At 41.7% G+C, this 17,302-nt stretch carries 12 protein-coding genes and 4 pseudogenes; 3 read left to right on the plus strand and 13 right to left on the minus strand.

Going from position 1 to position 17,302, the window contains the following annotated elements; all coding sequences use genetic code 11:
* Positions 1-304: 304 nt before the first annotated feature.
* The 9 genes and pseudogenes from RDN93_RS19005 to RDN93_RS19045 all read right to left on the minus strand — a co-directional run bounded on the left by RDN93_RS19005 (position 305) and on the right by RDN93_RS19045 (position 7,001).
* Positions 305-1,510, minus strand: a complete 1,206-nt coding sequence (locus tag RDN93_RS19005; RefSeq protein ID WP_308746949.1) for a carboxymuconolactone decarboxylase family protein — start codon at positions 1,508-1,510, stop codon at positions 305-307.
* A gap of 132 nt (positions 1,511-1,642) precedes the next feature.
* Positions 1,643-2,047: pseudogene (locus RDN93_RS19010) on the minus strand (aldo/keto reductase); the annotation flags it as partial.
* A gap of 125 nt (positions 2,048-2,172) precedes the next feature.
* A pseudogene (locus RDN93_RS19015) lies at positions 2,173-2,256 on the minus strand (aldo/keto reductase); the annotation flags it as partial.
* Between the two features lie 166 nt (positions 2,257-2,422).
* A pseudogene (locus tag RDN93_RS19020) lies at positions 2,423-2,626 on the minus strand (cystathionine beta-lyase); the annotation flags it as partial.
* Positions 2,605-2,763, minus strand: a pseudogene (locus RDN93_RS19025) (DUF3737 family protein); the annotation flags it as partial. The pseudogenes RDN93_RS19020 and RDN93_RS19025, both read right to left, overlap by 22 nt.
* Positions 2,764-2,849: 86 nt before the next feature.
* A complete protein-coding gene (locus tag RDN93_RS19030) occupies positions 2,850-3,368 on the minus strand; it encodes a cyclophilin-like fold protein (RefSeq protein WP_308746950.1) in 519 nt (172 codons plus the stop codon).
* A 12-nt stretch (positions 3,369-3,380) separates the two neighbouring features.
* Positions 3,381-4,412, minus strand: a complete 1,032-nt coding sequence (locus RDN93_RS19035) for an alpha/beta hydrolase (protein WP_308746951.1) — start codon at positions 4,410-4,412, stop codon at positions 3,381-3,383.
* Between the two features lie 131 nt (positions 4,413-4,543).
* A complete protein-coding gene (locus RDN93_RS19040) occupies positions 4,544-5,749 on the minus strand; it encodes an MFS transporter (protein WP_308746960.1) in 1,206 nt (401 codons plus the stop codon).
* A gap of 484 nt (positions 5,750-6,233) precedes the next feature.
* The gene (locus RDN93_RS19045; protein WP_308746952.1) at positions 6,234-7,001 is read right to left on the minus strand and encodes a class I SAM-dependent methyltransferase; all 768 of its coding nucleotides are present in this window, start codon (positions 6,999-7,001) and stop codon (positions 6,234-6,236) included.
* A 182-nt stretch (positions 7,002-7,183) separates the two neighbouring features.
* On the opposite strand from RDN93_RS19045, the gene RDN93_RS19050 reads away from it, so the two are divergent.
* Positions 7,184-8,941 carry a 1-deoxy-D-xylulose-5-phosphate synthase gene (locus tag RDN93_RS19050; RefSeq protein WP_308746953.1) on the plus strand — a complete coding sequence of 586 codons (1,758 nt, stop codon included), beginning with the start codon at positions 7,184-7,186 and terminating at the stop codon, positions 8,939-8,941.
* An 87-nt stretch (positions 8,942-9,028) separates the two neighbouring features.
* Here RDN93_RS19050 and RDN93_RS19055 read toward each other — a convergent pair whose 3' ends face one another.
* Positions 9,029-9,919 carry an AraC family transcriptional regulator gene (locus RDN93_RS19055; protein ID WP_308746954.1) on the minus strand — a complete coding sequence of 297 codons (891 nt, stop codon included), beginning with the start codon at positions 9,917-9,919 and terminating at the stop codon, positions 9,029-9,031.
* A 153-nt stretch (positions 9,920-10,072) separates the two neighbouring features.
* Between RDN93_RS19055 and RDN93_RS19060 the strand changes: the two genes are divergently transcribed.
* Positions 10,073-10,744, plus strand: coding sequence for a DUF6198 family protein (locus tag RDN93_RS19060; protein WP_308746955.1), 672 nt, complete (start codon positions 10,073-10,075; stop codon positions 10,742-10,744).
* Between the two features lie 81 nt (positions 10,745-10,825).
* On the opposite strand, the gene RDN93_RS19065 is transcribed toward RDN93_RS19060, so the two are convergent.
* On the minus strand, positions 10,826-14,143 hold the full coding sequence (locus tag RDN93_RS19065) for a S41 family peptidase (protein WP_308746956.1): 3,318 nt from the start codon (positions 14,141-14,143) through the stop codon (positions 10,826-10,828).
* A 234-nt stretch (positions 14,144-14,377) separates the two neighbouring features.
* Positions 14,378-14,917 carry a flavodoxin family protein gene (locus RDN93_RS19070; RefSeq protein WP_308746957.1) on the minus strand — a complete coding sequence of 180 codons (540 nt, stop codon included), beginning with the start codon at positions 14,915-14,917 and terminating at the stop codon, positions 14,378-14,380.
* Between the two features lie 247 nt (positions 14,918-15,164).
* On the opposite strand from RDN93_RS19070, the gene RDN93_RS19075 reads away from it, so the two are divergent.
* Positions 15,165-15,854, plus strand: a complete 690-nt coding sequence (locus tag RDN93_RS19075) for a Crp/Fnr family transcriptional regulator (protein ID WP_308746958.1) — start codon at positions 15,165-15,167, stop codon at positions 15,852-15,854.
* An 89-nt stretch (positions 15,855-15,943) separates the two neighbouring features.
* Here RDN93_RS19075 and RDN93_RS19080 read toward each other — a convergent pair whose 3' ends face one another.
* Positions 15,944-17,221: an alginate export family protein gene (locus tag RDN93_RS19080; RefSeq protein ID WP_308746959.1), complete on the minus strand. Its 1,278-nt coding sequence runs from the start codon at positions 17,219-17,221 to the stop codon at positions 15,944-15,946.
* Between the last annotated feature and the right edge of the window lie 81 nt (positions 17,222-17,302).

The following is a 17,302-nucleotide window of genomic DNA, read 5'->3' on the forward strand; positions in this document are numbered from 1 at the left end:
AATGGAATCGACCCTAATTTTATCTTGCAATAAAAAGGTTTATCGGACAGCAATAATTTCAATACAATAATCCTATTTAGTAAGCGCATATCCTTGCATTATTTCCGGCATACATACGGTAGTGAATCAGTTATCTGAGAAGGGGTTTATTACCCTGCCTCGTGAAGTTTCCAACAAGTGGGAAATATATTTTAAGATTTAACCACCAAGGCAGGCACAAACTATATACAACATTAAAAAGCGTTTGCCAAATCCCGGAGAATAAGTGATTAAAACTTCTCCGGGATTTGGCAAACGCTTTTTTTTACTTTTCCGGAATCACCTCATTCAGACAAGCTATGGCATTGAGTGTACGCGGATAGCCAATAAATGGCAATAATTGTGTGACGACAGCCAGCAACGTATCTTTATTATTACCCACGTTGACATTTCCCTGTATGTGTCCCTTAACTTGCGACTCACAACCTCCTAAGGAAACAAGTATTGAAAACGTTATCAACTCGCGTGTCTTTACATTCAATCCTCTACGGGTCTGATAGTCTCCGAAGCAGTTGGCGGAGAGATAACGCTGGATATGCTTCTGATTTTCGGGAGCGTTCTTATGCATCTGTTCTATCCGTTCACCAAAAATGGATTTCTGTAACTCCAGCCCTTTGTCGAAACGGGTTTCAAGTGATACAACCGACTGTCCCTCTAAAGGAAGACGCACGCCACGGGCAAGTAATATATCATTGGTGATACCAATAAAATCCCGCACCTTAGCCATGCCTGCATAAGCCACTGCCTGATAAAGGATTTCCTTCACTTCTATCGGAGCAATGCCTTCATTAAGGGCGTTTTCGAGTGTAATACGGTATTCAGACTGTCCTTGCGAAGCAATATTGGATGCCAAAGTTACCATAAGGCGGGTTTTAGTGTCCAAGTCACCATATCCCTGCACCTCCTTTGTAAAATTACTAAATATTCCGTCCAACTCGGGGTCGGTGGCTTTTAATCCGGTTGCCACGTTGTCTTTCGTTGCTTCGGCATATTGCCGGTCGTCTACACGTTCCAGCCACGTATTCTTGTTAGTCTGCGGATTACATTCGATAGCCAGATGCGAGAACCAGCTATCGGGGGCTGCACCGTGCCAATGTTCTATGTTCGGAGCGATTTCAACCACATCACCGGGAAGCAAACGACGTGCCGCTTTACCACGTTCCTGATAATAGCCCACACCTCCGACAGCAATCAGGATTTGTCCTCCTGTATGGCTATGCCAGTTATTCCGGCAACCGGGTTCAAAAGTAACATTAAACATGGGTACATTCAAGTCTTCATTAGCAGTCAGCGGTGCCAACCAAGATTTTCCCGTGAAATATTGTTCAAATCCTGCATTCTCCTTTCCTATCGGAAATGCGCTGATGTTTTGAGGAACTTCTTCTTTTTTCATATTCTGTGCACTTATAGATTGCATCGGAATGTGTATCATCCCAACGACTGTTACAAAAATAAAAAATAATCTTCTCATATGATATACATGGGTTATTATTCACAAACTCTCTGATAAACAAATAGTAACTCAACGTCCCACCCGTTTAGCCAATTCTTCCTGATAACGTTCTCCCGCAAGAACGATTTCTGACAATTTTTTATTAATGACCGCCATTTCCTCTATGGGAACATTTTCATCAACACGATGCTGATAGTACAAATCAATGTGGTCTGTCCGCAAACGTTTTAATGACCCCTCCACAGAACGACGGATTGTTTCGGGATGACTGTCCAGCAATTGTTTCCCGTCTTTCATCTGAATCCCAAATTTCGTTGCAATAACCACTTTATCGCGGAGAGGTTTCAATGCTTCCCCCACCAATTCTTCATTGATATAAGGACCGTAAACTTCGGCCGTATCAAAAAAAGTGACACCAAGCTCGTATGCCTTACGAATAAGATTTATCATTTCATTCGTATCAGATGCAGCACCATAACCATGGCTCATCCCCATACATCCCAAACTGATAGCAGATACTTCAAGTCCGCTTTTTCCTAATTTCCTGTACTTCATAATCTCTATGTTTTTTTATTATTATTTTCTAGTAGTGCAAAGTTAGCTGTTCTATACCAACTCTTTATGATACAAATTACAGATATAAGAACCAAAATTACTGATTCACAGGACTGGTAGCAAATTTAAGTTCCCACCTGTTTCTGCTGTTCCGCATTATAACGGTCACCGACAACCGGAATGGCTGCCACAGAATCTTCCAACTCTTTCCTAATAGTGTCCGTACGGTGGGTGGATACTTCTTCATCAGGCGTACAGATAAAGTCATGCCGCATGCACGCCCGAAAGTTTGATGGAATCCTTAGGCGGACTTACTACCCGTATTTATTATTTCAATACCCGCCTCAACCTGTTTAGTCCTTCTATCAACCGCTGTCACGGACACGCAATATTGATATGGATAAAACCTTCACCAGCTTCTCCATACAAACCGCCTTCGTTCACCCATAATTTTTCTTTCTCCAACAAGTTCTTCACAATCTCGTCCGACGACTGGAGCAGCACTGCACAATCCACCCAAACCAAATAAGTACCTTCCAACATCACCACCGGAAATTCAGGCAGATATTCTTCGAAGAATGCCAACCCAAGTATTCGCCGTTCAGTTCGGAATCATAGACAGTTATATTCTCCATATTCCAGAATGCATCTTTGGAGTTGACAACCGCATTACGTATTTCCACATTCTTGCAGTACTGGAACGAATAGTTCCCGTTTTAGGGTCACATCTTCCGGTTGAAGGTCGTGGGTTGCAAATAGAGGACGTTCACCTCCATATTCTTTCGTTCCATTAGTTTATTTTTTAGTCTGTTATTTCAAAAGTCACATTTACACTTCCTGTACCGACGGCAGAAGCCAATCCCGAAGGATTCGTTATACCTCCCAGTCGGGTGTAAGTATATGGAGTTGAAAAACTCTCATAAAACAATACCACACAAGTAGAGCCGTAAAGCATCAAATCTCCCGTTTGAATAGTTCTTGGATTGAAAGAAGCTGTCGGCAAACTGTTTTGCAGATAAAACAGTTTTTCATTGCCATTCAATTCGGACATCTTTACTGTCAGTGGCAGTAATTTCTTGAATTCTTTAGTTGTTTCATTACTCTCCAAAGTAGCATTGAACGAAACAGAACCGATTGTTATTTTAAGGTTATTGCTCACAGGGACGTCTTCATTATTATTGTTATTATTACTAGAGTTGCTATTTTCATTATCCGGGGGAACCTGCTGCCCTCTCCCCTGTAATGGTTCCCCCTCGCCACATGATACGGAACCAACAGATAATGCCAACAGGACACAGATTGCTATTATATAGTATCTCATAATGATTCATATTTATTTCTTCAGATACTCCTTGAAGAAAGATTCCAGTTTATTAAACGGTATAAGGCTCACACGGTCGTAAAGGTCTACGTGTCCTGCACCGGGCACTATATACAGTTCTTTTGGTTCGCCAGCCAGTCGATAGGCATCCTCACTGAATTCGCGCGAGTGGGCGTTCTCTCCGGTGATGAAAAGCATAGGGCGGGGTGAAATCGTTTCAATATCTGCGAAGGGATAGAAATTCAGAAATTTCACGTTGCTTGAAAGGGTTGGATGAGTCGTAGTCAGAGAAGTTGCTCCTTCGGGAGTGAATTCTCCTCTCTGTGTCCGGTAGAACTCATAAAATTCGCGTTCTATCGGAGTGGACTTCTCGGTCAGTTCATGCACTGTGCCACCGGTGTATTTCGTCTCTTCCCCCAAGAATTCCGCATAACGCTGTTCGGCGGCTTCTGCCATAATCTGCTTTCTCTGTTCCAGGGTCAATGTGTGTTTCAGTCCGTTGCGGCTGGCTGTCCCCATATTATACATACTGATTGTTGCAATGGCTTTAAGACGAGGATCTATTTTTGCCGCACTGATAGCGAAACTTCCACTGCCGCAAATGCCAATTACACCGATAAGATTTCGATCGACAAACGAACGTGTACCCAAAAAATCTACCGCGGCACTAAAGTCTTCCGCATAGACTTCCGGTAGAACGGCATTGCGCGGTTCGCCTTCACTCCCACCCCAAAAAGACAGATCTATGGAAAGTGTCACAAAACCCCGTTCCGCCATTTTCGTTGCGTAAAGATTCGCACTCTGTTCCTTGACAGCTCCCATAGGATGCCCGACAATGATTGCAGGGTATTTATCCCCTTCTTTCATATTCTTTGGCAGAAACAAATTTCCGGCTACCTTCATTTTATACTGGTTGGGAAAAAAGACTTTCTCCACACTTACCAAATCACTTTTATAAAAGTTATCCGCATCTGTCTGTGCAGAAGAAAAACCAGTTCCGAGCATCATAATAAATACAGTTGTTAATAATAAAATCCGTTTCATATCTCTAGTGTTTTAGTAATTAAAGAATTGATTATCTACTTTTTACTTTGCAAAAATACGGTGAAATAAAGAAACTGCCTGTAGATGAATTACTGACATTATTACCCAAATTACAGATTATATATTTTTCATCATTCTGCTATAATATCCATTTTAACCAGTTTGCGGGAATGGGGCACACAAACACGTAAATAAACAAATACCATACTTGCAATCAGAAAAAGCAGTGCACCGAAAACGGAATAGCGCGTGCCCATTTCCGTAATGAAAGCTCCGCATATAGCCGTGCCAATCGTCGTACCCAAATTGGCGGAAGTCAAAAACATTCCATTGGCAAAATCAGGAGCTTCGGGAGCGGAATCCGTAATCATATACTGCATATTATTACTAGCTATACCTGCCAATACACCTAAAATCAAGATGATTATCACCATAGCCGTAATCCATTTTCCAACGAAGAAGAGACAGATATATGAGACTAAGAGTGCAAAAGGCATGATGATGATTGAACACTTGGCGTTTACAGAAAGTAGTTTCCCCGCTATCACATTCCCCACAATATTTGCCAGACCATATACAAGCAGTACGGTACTGATTACACTATAGGAAACTTCCGTCACTGTTTTCAAGTAATCCGACATATAGCTGAAGAATCCGAACATGGCTCCATTAATTAAGGTTACGGCAATGATTGAATACCACATCGCCGTTTTCTTCAATACGCTAAGCTGTGCACCATAAGATACTTTTTCTTTCACAGGCATGGAGGGTATAAATAGAATGGTAGCCACAAACACCAATACATTCACAACTGTGAAAAACAACATCGCCATGGAGAACGAAACTTCGCTGGCAATGAAACTGGTCACCGGAACGCCCAGTACCATACCGGCGGACACACCAACAAAAACTTTAGAAACAGCCTTGGGAGCCTGTTCCTTGCCGACAGACGCCGCGGCTACCGTAAAAGCCATCGAGACATAGACCGGATGCAGGAAAGCGGGAAGTATCCGGGCAATCAGTAATATGGTGAAGTTAGAAGTAAGCATGGAGATTATATTGCTTACTGTAAACAATCCCAATGCCAGTAACATCACTTTCTTCCGGTTCATCCCCGAAAACAATAAAGGAGTCATAGGGGCCGACACAGCCACCACCAACGCGAAAACACTTACCGTCCAGCCAGCCTGTGGTACGGAGACGTTGAACGTTTCAGCTATCAAGGGCAGGATACCCACTACTCCCATTTCGGTATTTATAATTCCAAACACACCGACCGTAAGGATAAAGACGAGCAAACCGCCCGAACTGAGTTTTAGTTTATTCTTTTGTTCCATAACTATTATATGTAATTTATAATTCCAACGCCAGTTTATAGGCGTTTTCAAGATATTCTTTATCAATCTGCCTCGCCAGTTTCTCGCATCCGGTACAACCACCGACACAATACAGCCCACTTCATTCCAACCCAGCGCCCGGTTGAGAAGACGAATCTTTTTGAGGATATTTATCATCAACAGAAATGGCGTAAAGCCTGCCGATAAATGATTTCATATTCTCTATTAAATTAACTCCATACACGCTGAGGTACAGAGTTTTATTTGACGTTACAAAGGTCGGGAGAATAAAGTGAAGTGATTGTAGATAAATTACAGAGATAATAACCCCAATTACAGATTAATAGGAAATTCTAAAAAGACAGGAAATAAATACATATGTTTCCTGTGGAGACAGAAAATATTTGCAGTAAAGACAATCTTTATACTTGAAAACCCAATTTTACATGAAAGAAAAAATATTGAGATTAGAGGCAATAGATCCTCAATATCCGAACTGGCATTGACAAACAAATATCTGTTTTGCCGAATTATCATCAAACACTTCTTCTTCAAATCCTCCATACTTATGAATAATATGAAAGCCATTCCATTCCAAATATGAGTCTAATTCTTGAGGGAAAAACATTCTCATATCCAGATTTTGAATAGAATTAAACTTGCCATTGATAAAATAATGCCATTCGATACGGTTAATCTGAGTTTTATTTTCATATCGCATAGTCTGCTTTATCAATACTTCCCTGCCGTCATCAGTTGTATATGTGGCAATTTCCTTCTGCTCTTTTTCACCTTCAACTATATATTGGATATTCGGATTAAAACAATCAAACAGAAATAAGCCGCCGTCTTTGAGGTGATTCTTAACGACGCTAAATACCTTAAATAAATCTTCATTCTTATATAAATGATGAATCGAATTAAATGGAATAAAGATAAAGTCGTATTTTCGCGACAAATTCAAAGTTCTGATATCTGCCTCGATAAAACTTATTTCCAATCCTGCTTCAGAAGCTTTATTCTTTGCCTGGGCAAGCATTGAAGGTGTATAATCAACTCCAGTAATATCATATCCTTCCTTTGCTATGGGAAGAGTAAGCCTGCCTGTACCACAACAAAGTTCAAGTATTCGGGCAGCCTTACTTTCAGGCAACCATCGCTTATAAAATTGCAAATCATCCATGTTAGTATTCATTGCATCATAAATATTTGCATCATAAATTAAATCGCCCACTTTATAATCACTATTCATATCTGTCGCCCTCCAATGTTGTCTATTACTTACTATTTTTACGTTTATTACCTGTCTCATTATCCAAGGTCGGTAATATAGGTAAAATAATCCGTAATCTATATACAAACCGAATCTAAAATCGGCAGTATCTTTGCAGTGTGATAAAGAGAACAGGTATAAACGTTAAAAAACTAATTGATATGTATTTAGAAAATATTTACTCTCCTGCAGACGTAAAGAAGTTATCATTTAAGGAACTTGATGAATTAAGCAATGAAATCCGGGTCTCACTCCTACAAAAGTTGAGCGAACATGGCGGACATTTCGGACCTAATTTCGGAATGGTGGAAGCGACTATTGCTTTGCATTATGTATTCAATTCACCGGAAGATAAGATTGTGTTTGATGTATCGCATCAGAGTTATGTACATAAGATGCTGACCGGACGAAAAGACGCTTTCCTCTATCCGGCTGAATATGACAATGTATCCGGTTATTCCGAACCGCAAGAAAGCAAGCATGATTTCTTTGTTATCGGCCATACTTCCACTTCTGTCAGCCTTGCCAGCGGATTGGCGAAGGGGCGCGACCTGACCGGTGGCAATGAGAATATCATAGCCGTGATAGGCGACGGTTCTTTAAGTGGCGGCGAGGCATTCGAAGGATTGGACTATGTGGCAGAGCTTGGTACAAACATGATTATTATTGTCAATGACAATCAAATGTCTATTGCCGAAAATCACGGTGGACTGTACAAGAACCTGAAAGAGTTGCGTGACAGTAACGGTCAGTGTGAATGTAACTTCTTCAAGGCTATGGGATTGGATTATATGTACGTGAACGACGGCAACAACGTAGAAGCATTGGTTGAGGCTTTCTCTAAAGTGAAAGATATCCGGCATCCGATAGTAGTACACATCAATACTCTGAAAGGCAAAGGGTATGAACGTGCAGAACAAGACAAGGAGACTTACCACTGGCGTACTCCGTTCAATATAGAAACCGGAGAATCTAAGTTTGACGAAACTGCGGAAGATTATAGCGAAGTGACTGCCCATTATCTGCTGAAAAAGATGAAAGAAGACAAACGTGTGGTAACAATCACTTCGGGCACTCCTGCTGTGCTCGGATTTACTCCCGACCGCCGTCAGGAAGCAGGCAAGCAGTTTGTAGATGTCGGCATTGCCGAAGAACACGCAGTGGCGCTTGCTTCCGGTATTGCAGCTAACGGAGGAAAACCTGTTTATGGAGTATATAGTACGTTCATCCAGCGCTCTTACGACCAACTCTCGCAAGACCTCTGCATCAACAATAATCCGGCAGTCCTGTTGGTATTCTGGGGGACATTGTCCGGCATGAATGATGTAACTCATCTCTGCTTCTTCGACATTCCGCTTATCAGCAATATCCCGAACATGGTTTATCTGGCACCCACCTGCAAAGAGGAATATCTTGCCATGTTGGAATGGGGTATCCGTCAGAATGAACACCCGGTTGCTATTCGTGTGCCTGCAACAGATGTGACTAGCTGTGGCGAGTCTGTGGAATCCGATTACGGCGTTCTCAATCGTTATAAAGTCGCTCATCGTGGCTCGAAGGTGGCTATCGTGGCGTTAGGTTCGTTCTTCGGATTAGGACAGTCGGTTGTATCACTCCTGAAAGAAAAAGCCAATATTGACGCAACACTCATCAATCCGCGCTACATCACCGGCGTTGATAATGAATTAATGGAAGAGCTGAAAGCTGACCACCAATTAGTGATTACCCTGGAAGACGGTGTACTGGACGGCGGTTTCGGCGAAAAAATTGCCCGCTATTATGGCGCCAGCGATATGAAAGTACTGAATTACGGAGCAAAGAAAGAATTCGTAGACCGTTATGATGTACAAGAGTTACTTCGTGCCAATCATCTGACAGATGAACTGATTGTAGAAGATATCAGAAAGATTATCGGTTAGAAAATACCCGACCAGTTCATTATATATTCATGTAGGTTGATGCACTTCCGTAACGGGAGATATGCATCAACCTACTTTTATTTTCAGTCAAATCCGTAGTCCTTTCCGATAATTCAATGGAGTCTGCCCGGTATTTCTCTTGAAGAACTTACAGAATCCGGCTGCATCACTAAAGCCCAGTTCGGAAGCGATGTCTCCTATCGTGGATTTGGTTGAACTCAGCAATGTACGGGCTTCCATTATCAGTAGTTCATTAATAATGCTGTTTACACTCTTTCCTGTTCCTGCACGGACGATACGGGCAAGATATTGTTCGCTGATAGCCAACTTATCCGCATAGAAAGCGACGAAATGCTCTTCCCTGAAATTCCGGGTGACAAGCGCGTGAAACTCTTGCAGTACATGGTCTTTATGGCTAACCTGCTTTTTAATAATTGTCTTTCGAGAAAGGAAATCGGCTATATCCAGAAATAAAGCATTACACGCCGCCTGTATTCTCCGGAAAAGAAACTGGTGTTTTATATTCAACAAACGCATAAGCACTTCCAGTTCACGACGGATGATTTGAGCTTCGTATGCAGTCAGTTGTATGGTATATTGCTTGTTCTGCCTCATCGTCGCCAACAAGATAGCGGTTATTTGAGTCAGATAAGAATCATCCGTCCGCATGGATTCGGAAATGGAAAGAGTGATAAACTTTATATCGGGACTTGAATATAAATGGTCGGTGAGATAATTTGCTCCATGAATAAGCAGCATATAAGGCTCTATCGCAATAAACTCTCCATTCAGCAAAATCTCCGAACGACCTTCAAGCACAAGTATCATATGCAGTTCCCGGTTAAAATAGCGTTCATTTTCGGGATAACTCCTATCTTTGTATTCACTCATGAAACAAACGACGTCCTCTTCGTAATGAGGAATCTCAGGATGTTCCTTCAACAACTGCTTATTATCGAAAATACGTGATTTTACCATTTATGCCTCCTTCTTTTCGATGTAAAAATACGATTTGTTTCGGATATGACAAAAACTGTGTGGAATTAGATAATTCATTTCCGGCAAAAAAACAGGAACTTTGCATATCCTTTTCAATTCATAAGAAGGAATCAATTAAAAAGTTTTGAAGATATGAGAATGAAAGACGTTTGCAAAAGATATTTGGTGTTTATTATAGGATTGTATTTTCTGGCTGCCGGAATAGTATTAATCATACGTTCGGCATTGGGAACCACCCCTATATCCAGCGTAAACTATGTATTAAGCCTGAATAGTCCTTTATCATTAGGCACTTGCACCTTTCTTATCAATATGGTACTTATCTTGGGACAGTTTTGGTTAATCCGAAAGAACAGAACCCGGCAGGATATTATCGAGATTCTTCTTCAATTGCCCTTCTCCTTTATCTTCTCGGCATTCATTGATTTCAATATGACAATTACCGACAGCCTGCATCCCGGAAGTTATGGTATGTCGTTAGCGTTATTGCTTACAGGATGCATGGTACAATCTATCGGTGTGGTACTGGAACTGAAACCCAAAGTCGCCATGATGAGTGCGGAAGCCTTTGTGAAATATGCTTCCCGCCGCTACAACAAAGAGTTTGGGAAATTCAAGGTCTATTTCGATGTTACGCTAGTCACATTTGCGGTACTACTTTCCCTTCTCCTCTCCCAATGCATTGAAGGAGTACGCGAAGGCTCTCTTATCGCTGCCTGTATCACAGGATATATTGTCAGTTTCCTAAATCAGAAGATAATGACGAGGAAGACACTCTACAAGCTCTTGCCCGTTTTGAAATAAAACATAATAAAAGCCGTTTCTTCGGAAAGAGAACTTTAAATCTCCCAAAGAAACGGCTTTTATATTTCTCTTCGATATTTACTATCTATTCTGGCTGTCTATTTCTTTAAGCAATTCGCCAACAGCCATCTTCAGTTGCGTATCCTCTCCTTTCACCACTGTTTCGGGGGCATTGGCAACTTTAATATCAGGTTCCAACTGGCTATTTTCCAAATAGCTTCCATCCGGCAGACGATAACCGATAATAGGAATACCGAATACCAGTGACGGGTCTTGCAATGTTTCCCAAGATACACTTGTCATTGTTCCCGGCACAGGCATACCGACCAGCTTGCCTATCTTCTGATGTTTGTATACCCAGGGAGTGCCATGCGCATTCGAGTAGTTGGCTTCGCATTGCAACATAATGGAAGGCTTGTTCCAACGACGGCTTGGCATATCACACGCTTCACGGCCACGTACCACTTGCGTGAAGTATTTCTTCCCACTGAACAGTATTTCAATATCTTCGTGCAGACGACCGCCACCGTTGAAACGGGTATCGATTACTATTCCGTCACAGTTGTTGTATTTACCCAAAATATCAGAGTAAACAGTACGGAAACTACCGTCGCCCATAGATTGAATATGAACATACCCAAGGCGTCCGTTCGACCATTTCTCAACATCGGCGGCACGTTGTTTTACCCAACGTTTGTATAGCAATCCGTTCAGTTGTCCGCTTGTGATAGGCATCACCACTTCTTCCCAACGTTCTTTGCTTTGCGGATTATAAAGTGAAATCAAGGTTTTCTTTCCGGCTTTGTTATTCAACAGGTAAGTAATGTCATTATCGGGTGCCAGTTCTTCACCGTTTATCTTTTCGATAATGCAGCCGGCTTTTACTTTGGTACGGGAGTGGTCGAACGGCCCTTTCTCCACGACTTCTGAGATTTGCATTCCTTTGCCCTGATAATTCCAGTCGAACAATAAACCAAGATTAGAAGTTACGTCTCCCTTAGCTCGTGAAGAATAACGTCCTCCTGTATGAGAGACGTTCAACTCACCTAGCCATTCGCTTAATAATTCTGCAAAGTCATAGTTGTTGTCAATATGGGGAAGGAACTTGCGGTAAGCGGCAGTCATGGCATCCCAGTTTACTCCGTGCATATTGACATTATAAAAACGTTTCTGATGTTGCTTGTAGACATGGTCGAACATAGCTTCACGTTCGGCAGCCAGTTCCATTCTCATTTCGGCCTGATAGCTGATTGGTTTCAATGCATCCGATTTGGCATCCATCTTCTGCATATTTCTGCTTCCCAGCAAAAATATATCGCCTTTCTTATCCAACATCAGTGACACCCAACCGGAATTCAGTTTATGCAAACGTTTCGTTTCTTTTTCACGAAGGTTCATCTTCCAAAGGTCGTATCCACCTTCAAAAGCAGAGAAATAATAAAGGTTCTCTCCGTCTTTGGAAAGTATGGCACTGCCCAAGTCGGAAGAGTTGGGAGTAAGACGGACGATACGGTCTTCGATGCCGTTTAGTTCTACGACAATATCCTTTGTTTTATCCTTATCTTTATCTGCTTCGTCAGAATCCTTTTCAGCGTCTTTCTCTTTATCGTCTTTCTCTTTTTTGTCTTTATCTGACTTTTTAGCTTTATCGGATTTCTTGTTTTTATCCTTATCGCTCTCTTTTGCTTTTTTCTGTTCTTTCTCAAATTCTTTGAGCAATTCGAAATCTTCTTTGCTCAAGCGATAGCGGTCATAAGCATCCTGATTCAGGAATACTAACATAACATCCTGTTGTGAACCCCAGGAAGCATGTGCACGCATACCATAACGTTCTGTCTGAAAAAGAATAGCATTTCCATCGAGTACCCAAAGCGGAGAACCACTGATATATCCGCTATTCGTCAGATTGGTAATCGTTCCCCCCTGTGCACTGACTATACCTATATCCGAATAGGGGTCGTGGCGATTTCCTATAAACTCAAGAGTGAACCATTTTCCGTCGGGCGACCATTCATAGTCAAATCCACCACCGGTATTATACCATGTAGAACCATCCGTCACCTGACGTACCTTTTTCGTTTTCAAGTCAAGCACCATCAATCGGTTGCGGTCTTCAATAAAAGCCAGTTCTTTTCCGTCCGGTGAATATTTCGGATAAGCGCGTTCTACGGTTTTGGAAGGGAGTAATACTTCTTCTTCAATCAGGGTAGCGTTGGGAAAGTTGGGGTCTTCTTTACGGGTTATTTTGGCAGTGTATAGTTGCCAGTTTCCGGTTCGTTCACTGGCATAAACCAATGTACGGTTATCCGGAGCAAAGGAAACGGCTGCTTCTTTGGCAGGAGTATTCGTAATCTGCTTGGTCGTTGCATAGTCGGTAGAAGTGACAAAGACATCACCACGCACGATGAAAGCAATCTGTTTTCCATCGGGAGATACAGAGGCAGAAGTTGCTCCTTGAGAAAATTTAAGCGTGGCAAGCTGTTCTTCGTTATCTCGAACAAGTTCTACTTTTACTTTTTGGGGACGGGCATTTATCTCTTGTGTGTAAAGCTCGCCATCATAAGTATAGCAAAGTGTACCCTTATCGCTGACAGACAAAAAACGTACCGGATGAGTCTTGAAAGTAGTTACTGCTTTCACTTCCTGCGGAGTATTCAACGGGAAAGAGTAAACGTTGAACGAATCGCCATTGCGTTCACTCAAAAAATAAACAGTATTCCCATCGGGAGCATAAACAGGGTTACGGTCTTCCCCACCCCGATTAGTCAGGTTTGTGTGCTTTCCGGTTTGGGTATCGCACAGCCAAACATCTCTTGTGATAGATGAAGTATGATGTTTTCTCCATTCATCTTCAAAACCTTTCCGGTCTTGATAAAGAAAGTTCTTTCCTGTTTTGTCGAAACAAACCCATTCGGCAGGAGTGCCCAGGACTTGTTCGGTGCGTCCGCCGGCAACAGGAACTTTATACAATTCCGTCATAGCTCCGGTAGGAAACAAAGCGCTGGCTGCCGGGTCTTGAATAGAAGCGGAAAAAAGCACATACTTCCCATCCGGCGTAAAAGCAGACGGAATTTCCGATGCTGAATGGTAAGTCAGTCTCTTGGCCGTTCCGCCAGTGGCAGGCATGACAAAAAGGTCGAAATTACCATTGCGGTCACTGGCAAAAGCGATTTGCCTACCATCGGGCGACCATACAGGATTGGCTTCATAAGATGCTTGTGTTGTCAACTGAACGGCAGTTCCTCCCTGTGCGGGGACTTTGTAAATATCGCCTTTATAACAAAAGACGATTTCTGTTCCATCGGGTGAAATGCGTGCATCGCGCATCCACAATGGAGTAATGGCGTAACCGGATAATGTAGTTAATGCCAGTGATAAACAAATAATTAATTTCTTCATATCAATATATTATGTATTTCAATCTATAAAGAAAGTCCGTGTTCCGCCTGTAGCTTGCGGCCATAGACACAGTTCTCCACAAGAGTCGTTATTTTATAACTCATGATATTTCACTTTTAGATAGATATTGTACCAGACAAAAAAAGTTCTGCTACAAAATTAGAACAATTCTGTAGCAGAACCAACAAACAGGACAATTATCTACTAAAAATGACTATTTTTTTTACGTCAGCGTTATAGTTGTTTACCCACCTCGTAAGCTTCTTGCATATATGGAGTATCTTTAATCTCCCCTACCTTCCAGGCACCGATTCCATAAACTGTTCCTTTCTCCTGCGGTCCTTCCAGGCAATCAAGGAAGCCACGAAAACCATCAATAGTACGTTCCATCATCGCTTTATCATTTTCTGCTGCCGCAATGATGAAATAAAACTCTTTATTGGATATTTCCGTATAGCGCGCACAGCAACGGTCAATCATAATCTTCATCTGTCCGCACATGGTGTAGAAATAAACAGGAGTCGCCATTACAATCACATCTGCCGCAATCATCTTTCCTACAATTTCGTCCGCGTCATCTTTCTGCGGGCAAGGTTTACCATACATACTGCAAACGCTACACCCCGTACAAGGATGAACAGTTTTGTCTTTCAAGAAAATCTTTTCCACTTCATTGCCCGCTTCGAGAGCACCTTTCATAAACTCGTCACAAAGCATATCCGAATTGCCACCTCTACGTGGACTGGATGAAATAATCAAAACCTTTTTAGCCATAACTTTACTTTATTATTTTCTATTATCAGAATTCCTTTTATCAAATTTCCACTCTGCAAAAATAGGCAATAAATAGTATATCGGACGTAGATAAATTACAGAGATACATACCATAATTACAGATTCCCGGTTTTACACACATCTCTTATCTTACTTCTTGTCCATATTATTTTCAAAACATAACCGAATCTTTTTCTCACTAATATTTAATTTATATCTTTGTCCATGATACGAACAACAGGAAGCAATGAAAAAGATACAACTGACCGATTCGCATAAAGAAAAGCTGTTTCAAATCCCACTTTTCCGGGATTTACCAACAAATATCAAACACTCTTTGCTTGAGAAGTTAGAGTTTGTGGTCTATGCAGCGGAAAAGAAAGAGATAGTTGTAACGCAAGGTACGCCCTGCAATAAGCTGTATGTACTACTGGAAGGGAAACTTCGGACAGATATTATTGACGGATTAGGAAACGAAGTGATGATTGAATATATCATTGCTCCACGGACTTTCGCCACTCCGCACCTGTTCAATTCAGACAATACTTTACCGGCTACATTCACCGCTCTTGAAGACAGCATCGTATTTATGGCAACTAAAGAGTCAACTTTCAAAGTTATCAGTCAAGACCCGCAGGTATTACATAATTTTCTTTGTATTGCCGGTAATTGTAATATTTGTACTGTATCACGCCTAAAACCCCTTTCACGCAAGACGGTGCGGGAGAGATTTATCGTTTACTTATACGAGCATAAGAAAAAGGATTCTTTGGTAGTGGATATTATGCATACCCAATCTCAGCTTGCCGAGTATTTGAATGTGTCTCGTCCCGCTTTATCGAAAGAAATCAATAAGATGATTAAAGAAGGACTTGTTACTATGGAAGGAAAGCGGGTGGAGATATTGAATAAAACGGCTTTGGAGAAGTATCTGTAATAAAAGACCTATAATATAAAATATGGCGCAACATAAAATATTTATTTTAAGTTGCGCCATATTTTATTTTCAATGCTATTATCCTATATTTACCATTTTGTAAACAGTACCTTCGGATTGATATTCAATGATACCCATCCCCAGTCCTGCCAGCTCTTATGATTTCCGGTTTTCACTGCATCCATTGTCTTCGTACCAAGCATAAAAGAATATCCGGCTGAAAGTTTTACGTCCTTCATGATTGACCAATTGATTTGGTAATCGACTTCCGAACCTAATGATTTCTTTAGTTCAGGAAGTTTGACTGCCGTAGTGAAATAGTGATAGTTCAACTCCATATCCACCTTGGAAGATGCACGGAAACGACCGCCGATACGAGCATCCATCAATCCCGGAGCGTAACCGTTGGCAAAAGTGGAAGCATAGAAGTAGTCCATTGCTCCGTAAAATTTATGGTGTGTACCATAAAGAGGGTCAAAAGCCTTGAACTTATCACCAGTACCTTTATCCCCACTTAGATAATCGAAACTTGCAACAGCCCCCCAAGTCTTATCAAATGCATAGGCGGCCTGTACGCTTCCCATTAATGCAGAGACTTTCCGGGCAAATTTGTTTTTACCCATCTGATAGTAGAATGCACCGTTCAAATCCCAGCCATTATCTTTATAGGTGAGGTAAGTTCCCGTCGTTTGCAGGTATCGGGTATGTGAATCTTCTGTTGCCTTATCCCCTGTTTCCAGTCCGAGGTTCATAAATAGCAAAGAAGCTCCGAAGGGGATATTATCTGATTTATAGTGATACCATACAGTTTGCATATTCTTATAAGGTTGCCCTGTGGAAGAATCATAATACGTACCGCCTGCTGTTTTTTCACCGTTCTGATTGAATGCGAGGATAAGGTGCACTTCATTATTCTTGTTGGCATAACCAAGTTTCAATGCATCATGATAACGCCCGGCTACATTCCAGTCCAATCCACCCAGGATTCGTTCATCATCGTAAGATAATGTCTGACGTCCTAGCTGTGCAAAGAACCCCTGTCCGAAATCTAATTTCGCCCATGCTTCATTCAAGATGAAACGGCCATTCTTATCAATCTGCGGGTCTTGTCCCCAAACGCCGACATGCTGTGCCGACATCTTAATTTCCAAATCCGAACGCTTGTAATCCATAGACAAACGTGCCCGGTTGTTTATAAACGACGCGGCACTTTCCCCTTCATTACGGGGAGTCAAAGCTCCGTTCCGATACTCAGCACGGGGTCTGATTTGCACAGACATCGTAAATTCATTTTCCTTCTCCGTGTTTTGTGTGTATGCCATGCTTGGCAATAGCATAATGACTAATGACCAATAAAATGTTTTCATTGATATTTTAATTTAAGTTATAAGTGTGTACACTGACTCCTTGTGCGGACGGAAGATAATTGATTCCATACCAACACATCT

Origin of the sequence: uncultured Bacteroides sp. (assembly GCF_902491285.1) — a bacterium.
Lineage (GTDB): Bacteria > Bacteroidota > Bacteroidia > Bacteroidales > Bacteroidaceae > Bacteroides.